Genomic DNA, 12,563 nt, shown 5'->3' with positions numbered 1-12,563 from the left:
GTTTGAATACTGAGCATAAGGTAAAGATATCCTATGTTGAATACGTTGGTTGTTGGTGCAAGTGGTTACACCGGAGCAGAACTGGCAGCATATCTGCATCGTCATCCGCATACGAATCTGATTAGACTCATGGTTTCTGCTCAGAGCGTTGATGCAGATAAATGCTTCTCAGATTTACATCCACAGTATAAAGGCATTGTTGATCTACCGCTGCAACCGCTGACTGATATTATTAATGCTGCTAAAGGGATTGATGTGGTTTTCCTTGCCACCGCCCATGAAGTTAGTCATGACATTGCGCCGTTATTTCTGGCAGCAGGTTGCATTGTATTCGATCTCTCCGGTGCCTACCGCGTACAAAATGCTCAGATTTATCAACAATACTACGGATTCAAACATAAGCATACTGAATGGTTAGCACAAGCAGTATATGGACTTGCCGAATGGCAGGCTGAAAAAATCAAACAGGCCCAATTAGTTGCTGTACCGGGATGTTACCCAACAGTTTCTCAACTCTCCCTAAAACCGTTGTTGGAAAATAGTTTGCTGGATACCAGCCATTGGCCGGTGATTAATGCTACTAGTGGTGTAAGTGGAGCAGGCCGGAAAGCCAGCATGACCAACAGTTTCTGCGAAATCAGTTTGCAACCTTATGGAATATTTACCCATCGTCATCAACCGGAGATTGAGGAACATCTGGGAACCAAAGTGGTTTTTACTCCACATCTTGGCAATTTCGCGCGGGGTATTCTTGCCACAATTACCTGTAAGTTGAAGCCGGGTGTTACCGTAGGACAGATAGATGAGGTGTATCGTCAAGCATACAAAGATAAGCCATTGGTAAGGCTTTATAGCAAAGGAGTGCCAGCATTGAAATCCGTTGTTGGGTTACCGTTCTGTGATATCGGTTTTGTTGTACAGGGTGACCATCTGATTATTGTGGGTACTGAGGATAATCTTTTGAAGGGCGCGGCAGCTCAGGCAGTTCAGTGTATGAATATACGTTTTGGGTTTGAAGAAACTCAGGCATTATTTTAATTATTGACGTGAAGGAGTAGAGCAGATGGAACCTTTAGTCATAAAGTTAGGTGGCGTGTTACTGGACAATGAAGAAGCATTGGAACGTGTGTTTACTGCATTACAGGAATATCGGCAAACACACGAACGCCAGTTGGTTATTGTTCATGGGGGGGGGTATCTGGTGGATGAGCTGATGGAAAAGTTGCAGCTACCGATAGTGAAGGAACAAGGATTACGAGTAACACCCGCTGATCAGATTGGGATTATCACTGGCGCATTGGCTGGTATCGCCAATAAGACCTTGTTGTCGTGGGCGACTAAATATCAACTTGCATCAGTTGGATTATATTTAGGAGATGGTAATGTGGTCATGGTTTCCCAACTGAGTGAAGAGTTGGGGCATGTGGGGAAAGCGATGCCGGGCGATGCTAAGTTGCTGAAAATGTTATTGGATGCGGGTTATATGCCTATTATCAGCTCGATTGGTGTAACGGATAAAGGGGAGCTGATGAATGTGAATGCCGATCAGGCAGCAACGGCGATAGCTCAGACACTAGGTGCTGATTTGATATTGCTCTCTGATGTTAGTGGTATTTTGGATGGTAAAGGGCAGAGAATCCCTGACATAAATGTTGAGAAAGCAGAACAACTTATTGCTCACGGCATCATTACTGACGGCATGATTGTGAAGGTGAATGCCGCTCTAGATGCAGCTAGAACATTAGATCGTCCGGTAGATATCGCCAGTTGGCGTCATGCAGATCAACTGACCGATCTATTTAACGGTGTTCCCGTCGGTACTCGTATTCTGGCTTAAATTAAGTTTGATTAATTTTCGGCAAATCTTTGCTGATAAATAACAACGGAATTTCAAAGGGTAACTTCATGCATACTAAAGATATTAAAAAAATCGTTCTTGCTTATTCTGGTGGTCTGGATACTTCTGCCATTATTCCTTGGCTGAAGGAACATTATGGCAACTGTGAAGTTGTTGCGTTTGTTGCCGATGTGGGGCAAAGCCGTGAAGATTTGGAAGGCGTGGAGCAGAAAGCTTTGCGTTCTGGCGCATCAGAATGTCACGTTGTGGATCTGCGTGAGGAATTCATTAAAGATTATGTTTATCCGGTACTGAAAACCGGTGCTCTGTATGAAGGTAGCTATTTGTTGGGCACTTCAATGGCACGCCCCATTATTGCTAAAGCACAGGTTGAATTGGCACTGAAAGTGGGAGCAGATGCACTTGCTCATGGTGCAACAGGTAAGGGTAACGATCAGGTTCGGTTTGAAAGCACTTATACGGCATTAGCCCCCCAGCTAAAAGTAGTTGCACCGTGGAGAGAGTGGGATTTGCGTTCCCGTGAAGCGTTGCTGGATTATCTGAAAGCGCGAGATATTCCAACCACCGCAACATTGGAGAAAATTTACAGCCGTGATGAGAATGCGTGGCATATCTCTACCGAAGGTGGCGTACTGGAAAGTACTTGGAATGCATCTAATAAAGATTGTTGGGTGTGGACAGTCGATCCAGAAGAGGCACCAGATGAAGCTGAATTGGTCAGTGTCACTATTGAGAAAGGCGAGGTTGTTGGGGTTAGCGGCAAGGTGATGTCTCCATATCAATGCCTTGAAGCGCTGAACATTCTGGGCGTAAAACATGGTATCGGCCGTATCGATATCGTGGAAAACCGGCTGGTGGGAATGAAATCTCGTGGTTGTTATGAGACGCCGGGAGGAACCATCATGATGGCTGCGTTGCGTGGTGTTGAACAACTGGTTCTGGACCGTGATAGCTTTAAATGGCGTCAGCAGCTTGGGCTAGAAATGTCTTATGTCGTTTATGACGGACGTTGGTTTGCCCCGCTACGTCAATCTATTCAGGCCGCGGCTGAGACGTTGGCTGCGGATGTCAGCGGTGAAGTAGTACTGAAACTCTATAAAGGTCAGGTAACAGCGATCCAGAAAAGATCAACAAATAGCCTTTATTCTGAAGCGTTTGCAACGTTTGGTGAAGATGAGGTTTACGATCACAGCCATGCAGCAGGATTTATCCGTCTGTATTCTCTCCCTTCGCGCATTCGAGCATTAAATAGTAAAGAGTAATTTCATCGTTCGTAGTTATGGAGGTAATGACCAGATCGTGAATTCATCCTTGTATTTGATTTATCGAGTCTATTATCTCCATGTTGCGAATGAAATTGCTGTTTATGAAAGGTAATCAATCACTCAGACATCAGATAATCAGGAACGAAAATATGGCACTCTGGGGCGGGCGTTTCAGTCAGAAAGCAGATCAACGGTTTAAACAATTTAACGATTCACTTCGCTTTGATTATCGGTTGGCGGAACAGGACATTACCGGTTCAGTTGCATGGTCGAAAGCGTTGATAACGGTTGGTGTGCTGACCGTTGAAGAACAACAAAGACTGGAGCTGGCATTAAATGAATTGTTGAATGAGGTTCAGGCTAACCCACAAGCCATCTTGCAAAGTGGTGCAGAAGATATCCATAGTTGGGTAGAAGGGCAGTTGATCAGTAAAGTTGGCGATTTGGGTAAGAAGCTCCACACTGGTCGTAGCCGTAACGATCAGGTGGCAACAGATCTCAAACTTTGGTGTAAAGAATACATATCACATCTCCATCAGGCAATTGTGGAGTTACAGCAGGCATTGGTGATTACTGCGGAGAATAATCAGGATGCAGTGATGCCGGGCTATACCCATCTGCAAAGAGCGCAGCCTATCACATTTGCTCACTGGTGCTTGGCATATGTAGAAATGTTGGTCCGAGATGAAAGTCGGTTACAGGATACTTTGAAACGGCTGGATACCAGCCCGCTTGGGTGTGGTGCATTGGCTGGAGCCGCTTATGATATTGACCGCGAACAACTAGCATCATGGCTAGGTTTTGTTTCAGCGACGCGTAACAGTTTGGATAGCGTTTCAGATCGTGACCATGTATTGGAACTGCTATCTAATGCCAGTATCAGTATGATCCATCTTTCCCGTTTTGCGGAAGACCTAATTTTCTTTAATAGCGGTGAAGCCGGGTTTATTGAACTGTCAGATCGAGTCACTTCCGGTTCTTCTCTGATGCCACAGAAGAAAAACCCGGATGCACTGGAGTTAATTCGTGGGAAATGTGGCCGGGTGCAGGGGGCATTGACCGGTATGATGATGACCTTGAAAGGTTTGCCGCTAGCCTACAATAAAGATATGCAGGAGGATAAAGAAGGGCTATTCGATGCGCTGGATACTTGGCTGGATTGTTTACATATGTCCGCGTTGGTGTTAGATGGTATTCAGGTCAGGCGTTCACGTTGTGCGGAAGCAGCTAAACAGGGCTATGCTAACGCGACCGAATTAGCTGATTATTTGGTTGCAAAAGGTGTTCCATTCCGAGAAGCTCACCATATTGTTGGGGAAATTGTGATTATGGCGCTTGCCCAGGGGCAGGCATTGGAAGCGTTGTCATTGGCAGAGTTGCAGAAGTTCAGTAGTGCAATTACTGAAGATGTATATGATATTTTGTCTTTGCAATCTTGTCTGGACAAACGCCTTGCAAAGGGGGGAGTGTCGCAAAAACAGGTTATGAAAGCGATTGCAGAGGCTAAACAGAGGCTAAAATTAAGTTAGTCATCATAATAGTAGGGGGATTAATTTATCCCCTATAAAATAAATGAGAGCTTTATATATAAGTTCTTAAGGATTATCTGATAGTCTTTTCCTCACATTGATATAATTATCTATTGGTAGTTTCTATCATTTATATTAAATATGTTGAGGTGGGAATGAATATCCGCGATCTGGAATATCTTGTGGCGCTTGCGGAGCATCGGCACTTCCGCCATGCTGCTGATTCTTGCCACGTTAGCCAGCCTACGTTAAGCGGGCAAATTCGTAAGCTTGAGGATGATCTGGGTGTCATGTTATTGGAGCGCACCAGCCGTAAAGTTTTGTTCACGCAACAAGGGATGTTATTAGTAGAACAAGCCAGAACAGTTCTCCGCGAGGTGAGGATTTTGCAGGAAATGGCGTCACTTCAAGGGGAAAACATGTCTGGTCCTCTGCATATTGGTTTGATCCCGACGGTTGGTCCATATCTGTTGCCTCATATTATCCCTGGGCTTCATAGTTTGTTTCCTAAGTTGGAAATGTATCTATATGAAGCCCAGACTCAAAGTCTGTTAGCCCAGTTGGATAGTGGAAAATTGGACTGTGCGATTCTGGCAATGGTTAAGGAGACAAGAGCTTTCATTGAAGTGCCATTGTTTGAAGAACCCATGAAACTAGCTATCTATGATGGTCATCCTTGGGCAGAGCGTAAAAAAATCGCTATGGATGAATTGGCAGGTGAAAAATTGTTGATGTTAGAAGATGGTCATTGCTTGCGTGATCAGGCAATGGGGTTCTGTTTTCAGGCGGGCGCGAAGGAAGATACCCATTTTCGTGCAACCAGTTTGGAAACCCTGCGTAATATGGTTGCTGCCGGTAGTGGAATAACCTTATTGCCTGATCTGGCAGTGCCACAAGAGAAAAAACGTGATGGCGTCTGTTATCTGGAGTGTAGCAGCCCTGAACCTAAGCGGTCTGTTGTTTTGATTTATCGTCCTGGTTCACCTCTGCGTGGTCGCTATGAGCAACTAGCAGAGGCTATTAGAGCTAAAATGGGCACTTATTACGGGCAATCAAAATAGCCGGTTAAGCCCGTTTAAAGCCGCGACACGATAGGCTTCAGCCATAGTTGGATAGTTGAAAGTAGTATTGACGAAATATTCGATAGTATTACTTTCACCTTTCTGTTCCATAATCGCTTGGCCGATATGAATAATTTCAGCCGCACGTTCCCCGAAACAATGAATGCCAAGAATCTCTTTTGTTTCCCGGTGGAACAGTATTTTCAAACTTCCTACGTTCATCCCCGCAATTTGCGCGCGCGCAAGATGTTTAAATTGCGCGCGTCCAACTTCATAAGGCACTTTCATTGCTGTTAATTGTTGTTCGGTTTTACCTACAGAGCTAATTTCAGGAATGGTATAGATACCCGTTGGAATATCTTCAATCAGATGAACTTCGGCGTTTCCTTTCGTCATCGCTTGGGCGGCAATTCGACCTTGATCATAAGCAGCTGAGGCCAGGCTTGGATAGCCGATAACATCTCCTACAGCGTAAATATTTTCGTTGCTAGTTTGATAGATCTTATTAACTTTCAGTAAACCGCGGCTATCTGCTTCTAGACCAACGTTTTTTAGTCCTAAAGTATCCGTATTACCTGTTCGACCATTAGCATAAAGCAGACAGTCAGCTTTGACTTTTTTACCGGATTTAAGGTGAACGATAACACCATCATCAACACCTTCAATTTTAGAATATTCTTCATTGTGGCGGATCACTATACCGCTATTCCAGAAATGGTAAGAAAGTGCATCTGACATCTCTTGATCAAGGAAAGCGAGTAAGTGATTACGCGTGTTAATCAAATCAACTTTTACGCCTAATCCACGGAAGATTGAAGCATATTCGCAACCAATCACTCCGGCACCGTAAATAATGACATGCCGTGGTTCATGATCCAGTTTCAGAATGGAATCGCTGTTATAAATACGGGAATGAGTGAAATCGACATCTGGCGGACAATATGGGCGAGAACCCGTTGCGATAATAATTTTATCTGCGCTTAAAATATCGTGGTTATCGTCGGCATAGCGCACACTCACCCGGTGGTCATCAATGAATGTTGCTTCCCCGGAAAACATACGACACCCATTACGTTCGTAAAATCCTTGACGCATTCTAGTTTGCTGATTAATTACCATTTCAGCACGGCGTAAGATTTCAGCAAATGAAGAGCGAAGAATGCGGGAATTATCACTGTACAGAGGGTTTTGGTTAAATTCAATAATACGACTGACGGCGTGGCGGAGGGCTTTCGACGGGATGGTACCCCAATGAGTACAACCACCGCCGACATTATTATAGCGTTCAATAACAGCAACGCTTTTACCCTGTTTCACCAATCCCATTGCTGCTCCTTCTCCACCGGGACCAGAACCAATGACAATGGCGTCAAAATGAATATGTTGCATAGAGGAAATACCTGTTTTTACACAAAATTACAACGCTATATTAACATCGGTTGACTTAATAACCCAATCCTCATAAGGAGTTTATGTCATCGTTTAGGGTGAATTGAACATAGTTTTACTCGCTATGCTAATACCATGAAGTTTTTGGAAAAAAAATAATTATCTAACGATCGAATTAACAAAGGGGGAATGCTCCCTTAATGATTTTCTGACTACGCGTAGTCACTTTTATCATCTTAATATCTAATAAGAAAATGCGCTGAGAAAATGACATGGATCATTATAAATGACATGACAAGCATATCATTACGGCAAACGCGTTAAAATTTGGTATATTTCCTAACATGTAGTTCAGATAAAGAGTCAGGATTCGTGTGAGTAACATTATCGGCATCAGAGCGAAACAGAAAGAAAAAACTCGTCGTTCACTGATTGAAGCTGCTTTCAGCCAGTTGAGTGCCGAAAGGAGTTTTACCAGCCTTAGCTTGCGTGAAGTCGCCCGTGAAGCAGGTATTGCACCTACTTCATTTTATCGTCATTTCCGCGATGTTGATGAGCTTGGGCTCACTATGGTGGATGAAAGTGGTTTGATGTTACGTCAGTTAATGAGGCAAGCCCGGCAACGTATTGCTAAAGGTGGCAGTGTCATCCGTACGTCTGTTTCAACTTTTATGGAATTTATCGGTAATAACCCAAATGCATTCCGATTATTATTACGTGAACGTTCAGGGACTTCTGCTGAATTTCGTGCCGCTGTCGCACGGGAAATACAACATTTTATTGCTGAGCTGGCAGACTATTTAGAACAGGAAAGCTGTATGCCGAGGCATTTTACTGAAGTGCAGGCAGAGGCAATGGTAACAATAGTATTCAGTGCAGGTGCAGAAGCACTGGATATTGATTTGGAGAAAAGACAGCGTTTAGAAGAACGTTTAGTCTTGCAGCTACGGATGATTGCTAAAGGTGCATATTATTGGTATCGCAAAGAAATGAACCCACCGAACCCTAAACTTAAATAACTATGAAGGAGGAGAACGAAATGATGGAACAATATCGCCAGGACAAAAGTACATTGTTACTCGCTTTTATTGTCGGATTAGCAACGAATGGAACGTTTTCAGCAGTTTTTAGCTCAGTTGTTTCTTTTTCAGTTTTCCCATTGATAACATTGATTTTATCAATTTATTGTATCCACCAGCGCTATTTGAATTACTCAATGCCAGATGGGATGCCTAAGTTGGTTGTCGCCTGTTTCCTCTTAGGATTATTTAGTTATAGTGCGATTATCAGAGTTGAATACCCTGAAATTGGCTCTAATTTTCTGCCCGCAGTAATGGGTACCGTACTGGTATTTTGGATTTACAGAAAGGTAAAAATTCGTAAAAACAAAGCAATTACAGAAAATTGCCATTAATTGATGAAAAACGCCGGAGAGATCTATCTGCCGGCGTTTTTGTTTTATATGTTCGTCAAGTATCAGTTTAATTTTTCCAGAAGCACGCCGCATTCCATATGATGAGTATAAGGAAACTGATCAAACAGAGCCAGATGGCTAATTTTATGCGTTTGGGTTAATGTTTCCAGATTATGGCAAAGGGTTTCCGGGTTACAGGAAATATAAAGAATCCGTGGATATGTTTGGACCATCTCAAGCGTTTTTTCATCAAGGCCGCTACGTGGCGGATCGACAAAGATAGTCTCACATTGATAGCTTTTTAAATTGATTCCCTGAAGGCGATTAAATTCGCGTTCACCATTCATTGCTTGGGTGAACTCCTCTGCTGACATTCGGATAATTTGTACATTATCAATACCGTTGGCTGCAATGTTGTATTGAGCGGCAGCAACGGATGGCTTGGCAATTTCTGTTGCCAATACTCGTTCAAAATTTTGAGCTAATGCCAGAGAGAAATTGCCATTACCACAATAGAGCTCAAGTAAATCACCTTTTGAATCTTTGGTAATATTAATTGCCCATTCAAGCATATGAATATTGACGCTAGCATTTGGTTGGGTGAAGCTGTTTTCCACTTGGCGATAAATCATTTTTCGGCCTGCAACAGGTAAAACCTCATCAATATAGTCATGATCCAATGTGATTTTGGTTTTAGCGGCTCTGCCAATTAACTCAACGTCAAATCCTTTATTTCTTAACGCTTCACGCAGTCTTAATGCCTGTTGTGTCCATTCATCACCCAATTTTTTGTGATAAAGCAGAGAAACAAGGATTTTATTACTGCAAGTAGACAGATAATCAATTTGAAATAGCTTATGACGCAAGATCTGTTCAGATCTAATGGAGTCAATTAATACTACCATCATTTTGTTGATTAACTTACTGGCGACAGGGAATTGAACAAGGCGAATACGCTGTTTCGTCTGTTGATCGAACATAATATGGTACAAATCATCCTGCTCATGCCAGATTCGAAATTCTGCTCGCATTCTGTAATGAGATAGCGGTGAGCGGAAAACCTCTGGCCCCGGGGGTTGGAAAGGCGCCATCATGTTTTTTAAACGGCTGACTTTCTCCGTCAGTTGCTGTTCATAGCTTTCCGTTGGCAGGAGATTTTGCATTATGTTTGTTCTCTTATATCTGTAGTAAGAAAAATTTTCGTGCAAAATTGTAGGGGAAGAGCAAAGAATGTCCAGTTTTCTTATTACTCATACACGATCCTGTCTATGCTTACTATTATGAATAGGTTCAACGCTTCATCGTAGCGTGTCCTTCTAACAATAAATTGTGGGATGTTTTCTCTCATGATAAATAAAAAGCGGTTATTATTATCCACTGTTTCAATCATGGTAATTTCTGGTTGGAATCAAGCCTCTGTTGCGGTGGAGTCGCAGGATTCATTGGTTGTGACGGCGAGTCGTTTTAAACAGCCGGTATCAAGCATACTGGCTGCTTATACTGTTGTAACACGGGATGAAATTGATCGTTGGCAGTCAAATAGTGTAGCCGATATTTTGCGTCGTCTACCCGGTGTTGATATTGCGCGGCATGGAGGTATTGGGCAGTTAAGCTCTTTGTTTATACGTGGTACTCATGCTAGTCATGTATTGGTACTGATAGATGGAATACGTTTGAATCAAGCGGGCATCAGTGGCTCCTCTGATTTAAGCCAAATACCTGTATCATTGGTTCAGAAAATTGAATATATCCGTGGGCCACGTTCCGCTGTTTATGGTTCTGATGCTATTGGTGGTGTTATTAATATCATCACTACTAGAGAGAAACTAGGAACCAGCCTTAATGTAGGTATCGGCTCACATGGTTATCAAACTTATGATGGTGCAACTCAACAAACGATAGCTGAAAATACAGTTCTGACAGCAGCAGCCAACTATACTTATACCAAAGGATACGATGTTGTTGCTGATGGTAATACCGGTGGTTTTAGACAACCTGATCGTGATGGCTTCATGAGCAAAATGCTTTGGTTGGGAGTCGATCAAAAATTTAATGAGCAAGTCAGTGGATTTGTTCGAGCTTATGGCTATAACAATAGAACATCTTATGATGCGGATATTAATTGGAGCTATCCATATGCCAGACCTGATACTCGTGAACTTTATAGTCGCCACTATGACATGGGAGTCAGATTTAACCAAGGGATCTACTCATCCCAGTTAATTACCAGTTATAGTCATACAAAAGATTATAACTTTGATCCTCAATATGGACGCTATGATAAGTCTGCTAGCCTTAATGATTCTGAACAATATAACTTGCAATGGGGGAATACTTTTCAGCTATATCAGGGCATGGTCAGTACCGGTGTGGATTTCCAAGAACAATCGATAGAAGCTGGAACCAGTTATATTCCGAAGAGTAAAACAGTACGTAATACAGGAATGTATCTGACAGCACAGCAACAGCTGAAAGATTTTATTTTAGAAGGTGCAATTCGTTCAGATAAACATTCAGAAGCTGGCTGGAATACTACATGGCAAGCCAGTTTAGGTTGGGAGTTTATTAAAGATTATCGCTTGATCGCTTCTTATGGTACGGCATTTAAGGCTCCAACGCTTAGCCAGATGTATGGTTTTGGTGGTAATCATGATTTGAAGCCGGAAGAAAGTAAACAATGGGAAGGCGGTATTGAAGGCGTCACAGGCCAGCTAAATTGGCGTCTGACTGTATATCGCAATGAGATTGAGCAATTGATCGATTATGCAAATAGTCGCTACTACAATATTGGTAAAGCAAAAATTAAAGGTGTTGAGTGGACTAGCTTAATAGACACTGGCATATTTCAGCATCAATTGACAATACAGTATATTGACCCCCGTAATAGTGAAACTAATGAAATTTTAGTTCGTCGTGCGAAGCAGCAAGTGAAATATCAACTTGACTGGCAGTTATATGATTTTGATTGGGGGTTAACTTATCAATATCTAGGGCGGCGTTATGACAAGGATTTCAGTACATTCCCGGCTAAGAGTGTGAAATTAGGTGGCGTCAGCTTTTGGGATTTAACAGTTTCATATCCAATCACTTCTTATCTGACAATTCGTGCTAGAATAGCCAACCTGCTTGATAAAGATTACGAGACAGTTTATGGCTATCGCATTCCAGGACGTGAATACTACCTCACTGGGAGCTATAACTTCTGATTTAAATAAAGCCGCACGCCCAACAGTTTTAGTGTTTGATTCTGGGGTAGGCGGCTTATCTATTTACCAAGAGATCCGACAATTATTACCAGATCTCCATTATATATATGTTTTTGATAACGAAGCATTCCCTTATGGTGAAAAATCGGAAGAGTTTATTGTTGAACGAGTCGTTCAAATTGTTGGTGCTGTTCAGCAAAAACACCTTCTGACAATAGTGGTTATTGCATGTAACACTGCCAGTACAGTCAGCTTGCCAGCTCTACGTGAGCGGTTCAGCTTTCCGGTTGTTGGTGTGGTTCCAGCGATAAAACCTGCTGCAAAGTTAACTCGTAATGGTGTCGTTGGATTATTGGCGACTAGAGCAACAGTTAATCGTTCCTATACAAAAGAACTTATCGAAAAGTTTGCGACAGGTTGCAGGATTGAATCTATAGGTTCTTCTGAATTAGTAGAATTAGCTGAAATTAAACTGCATGGTGGTAAGGTTTCTTCCGATATTTTAAAAAAGATACTGAAACCGTGGCTTAGAATGAAAAAACCACCTGATACAGTGGTATTGGGTTGTACCCATTTTCCACTATTAGCAGAAGAATTAGTTCAGATATTACCTGATGGCACGCGTTTAATTGATTCTGGTGTTGCTATTGCTCGAAGAACGGCTTGGTTGGTTAAACATCAGAATAATCTTGTTTGCACTTCAGCAGATAGTCTTGCTTATTGTATGAAAGTGAATGCTGATACTGATGCATTAATCCCCGTTTTGCAGGAGTATGGATTTTCAAAACTAGAAAAATTGATAACTTAAGTTAAATTTGATGAAATAATCATCGGTCGTTAA

At 42.4% G+C, this 12,563-nt stretch carries 11 protein-coding genes; 9 read left to right on the top strand and 2 right to left on the bottom strand.

Annotated features, from left to right (window positions below):
- Positions 1-33 precede the first annotated feature (33 nt).
- The 5 genes from argC to oxyR all read left to right on the top strand — a co-directional run bounded on the left by argC (position 34) and on the right by oxyR (position 5,713).
- Positions 34-1,038, top strand: a complete 1,005-nt coding sequence (gene argC, locus LGZ98_RS07130) for an N-acetyl-gamma-glutamyl-phosphate reductase (protein WP_113042962.1) — start codon at positions 34-36, stop codon at positions 1,036-1,038.
- Positions 1,039-1,063: 25 nt separating this feature from the next.
- A complete protein-coding gene (gene argB / locus LGZ98_RS07125) occupies positions 1,064-1,837 on the top strand; it encodes an acetylglutamate kinase (RefSeq protein WP_113042960.1) in 774 nt (257 codons plus the stop codon).
- 68 nt (positions 1,838-1,905) lie between these two features.
- Positions 1,906-3,120, top strand: coding sequence for an argininosuccinate synthase (locus tag LGZ98_RS07120; RefSeq protein WP_113042958.1), 1,215 nt, complete (start codon positions 1,906-1,908; stop codon positions 3,118-3,120).
- Between the two features lie 152 nt (positions 3,121-3,272).
- Positions 3,273-4,652 carry an argininosuccinate lyase gene (argH, locus tag LGZ98_RS07115; RefSeq protein ID WP_228900143.1) on the top strand — a complete coding sequence of 460 codons (1,380 nt, stop codon included), beginning with the start codon at positions 3,273-3,275 and terminating at the stop codon, positions 4,650-4,652.
- Positions 4,653-4,807: 155 nt separating this feature from the next.
- Positions 4,808-5,713 (top strand): DNA-binding transcriptional regulator OxyR, encoded by a 906-nt coding sequence (oxyR, locus tag LGZ98_RS07110; RefSeq protein WP_113042954.1) that lies wholly within the window; start codon positions 4,808-4,810, stop codon positions 5,711-5,713.
- Here oxyR and sthA read toward each other — a convergent pair.
- Positions 5,705-7,102, bottom strand: coding sequence for a Si-specific NAD(P)(+) transhydrogenase (gene sthA, locus LGZ98_RS07105; RefSeq protein ID WP_113042952.1), 1,398 nt, complete (start codon positions 7,100-7,102; stop codon positions 5,705-5,707). The two genes, oxyR and sthA, sit on opposite strands and share 9 nt — an antisense overlap.
- Positions 7,103-7,476: 374 nt before the next feature.
- Here sthA and fabR point away from each other — a divergent pair, with 374 nt between their 5' ends.
- Both fabR and LGZ98_RS07095 read left to right on the top strand, forming a co-directional pair.
- Entirely contained in the window at positions 7,477-8,121 is a 645-nt protein-coding gene (fabR, locus tag LGZ98_RS07100; protein ID WP_011148806.1) for an HTH-type transcriptional repressor FabR, read from the top strand.
- A gap of 23 nt (positions 8,122-8,144) precedes the next feature.
- Positions 8,145-8,516 (top strand): YijD family membrane protein, encoded by a 372-nt coding sequence (locus tag LGZ98_RS07095; RefSeq protein ID WP_113043069.1) that lies wholly within the window; start codon positions 8,145-8,147, stop codon positions 8,514-8,516.
- A gap of 62 nt (positions 8,517-8,578) precedes the next feature.
- Here LGZ98_RS07095 and trmA read toward each other — a convergent pair whose 3' ends face one another.
- On the bottom strand, positions 8,579-9,679 hold the full coding sequence (gene trmA, locus LGZ98_RS07090) for a tRNA (uridine(54)-C5)-methyltransferase TrmA (protein WP_223121506.1): 1,101 nt from the start codon (positions 9,677-9,679) through the stop codon (positions 8,579-8,581).
- A 183-nt stretch (positions 9,680-9,862) separates the two neighbouring features.
- On the opposite strand from trmA, the gene btuB reads away from it, so the two are divergent.
- The gene (gene btuB, locus LGZ98_RS07085) at positions 9,863-11,722 is read left to right on the top strand and encodes a TonB-dependent vitamin B12 receptor BtuB (RefSeq protein WP_113042951.1); all 1,860 of its coding nucleotides are present in this window, start codon (positions 9,863-9,865) and stop codon (positions 11,720-11,722) included.
- Positions 11,667-12,530, top strand: a complete 864-nt coding sequence (murI, locus tag LGZ98_RS07080; RefSeq protein WP_112878932.1) for a glutamate racemase — start codon at positions 11,667-11,669, stop codon at positions 12,528-12,530. Before btuB ends, murI begins: the two co-directional genes overlap by 56 nt.
- Positions 12,531-12,563: the final 33 nt, after the last annotated feature.

Origin of the sequence: Photorhabdus kayaii, assembly GCF_025384895.1 — a bacterium.
In the GTDB taxonomy this organism is placed as follows: domain Bacteria; phylum Pseudomonadota; class Gammaproteobacteria; order Enterobacterales; family Enterobacteriaceae; genus Photorhabdus; species Photorhabdus kayaii.
This window is presented reverse-complemented; position numbering and strand designations above follow the sequence as displayed.

Excerpts from the sequence above, each read along its gene's own strand:
- argC (WP_113042962.1), top strand. The coding sequence starts at position 34 with ATGTTGAATACGTTGGTTGTTGGTGCAAGTGGTTACACCGGAGCAGAA.
- argB (WP_113042960.1), top strand. The coding sequence starts at position 1,064 with ATGGAACCTTTAGTCATAAAGTTAGGTGGCGTGTTACTGGACAATGAA.
- LGZ98_RS07120 (WP_113042958.1), top strand. The coding sequence starts at position 1,906 with ATGCATACTAAAGATATTAAAAAAATCGTTCTTGCTTATTCTGGTGGT.
- argH (WP_228900143.1), top strand. The coding sequence starts at position 3,273 with ATGGCACTCTGGGGCGGGCGTTTCAGTCAGAAAGCAGATCAACGGTTT.
- oxyR (WP_113042954.1), top strand. The coding sequence starts at position 4,808 with ATGAATATCCGCGATCTGGAATATCTTGTGGCGCTTGCGGAGCATCGG.
- sthA (WP_113042952.1), bottom strand. The coding sequence starts at position 7,102 with ATGCAACATATTCATTTTGACGCCATTGTCATTGGTTCTGGTCCCGGT.
- LGZ98_RS07095 (WP_113043069.1), top strand. The coding sequence starts at position 8,145 with ATGGAACAATATCGCCAGGACAAAAGTACATTGTTACTCGCTTTTATT.
- trmA (WP_223121506.1), bottom strand. The coding sequence starts at position 9,679 with ATGCAAAATCTCCTGCCAACGGAAAGCTATGAACAGCAACTGACGGAG.
- btuB (WP_113042951.1), top strand. The coding sequence starts at position 9,863 with ATGATAAATAAAAAGCGGTTATTATTATCCACTGTTTCAATCATGGTA.
- murI (WP_112878932.1), top strand. The coding sequence starts at position 11,667 with ATGGCTATCGCATTCCAGGACGTGAATACTACCTCACTGGGAGCTATA.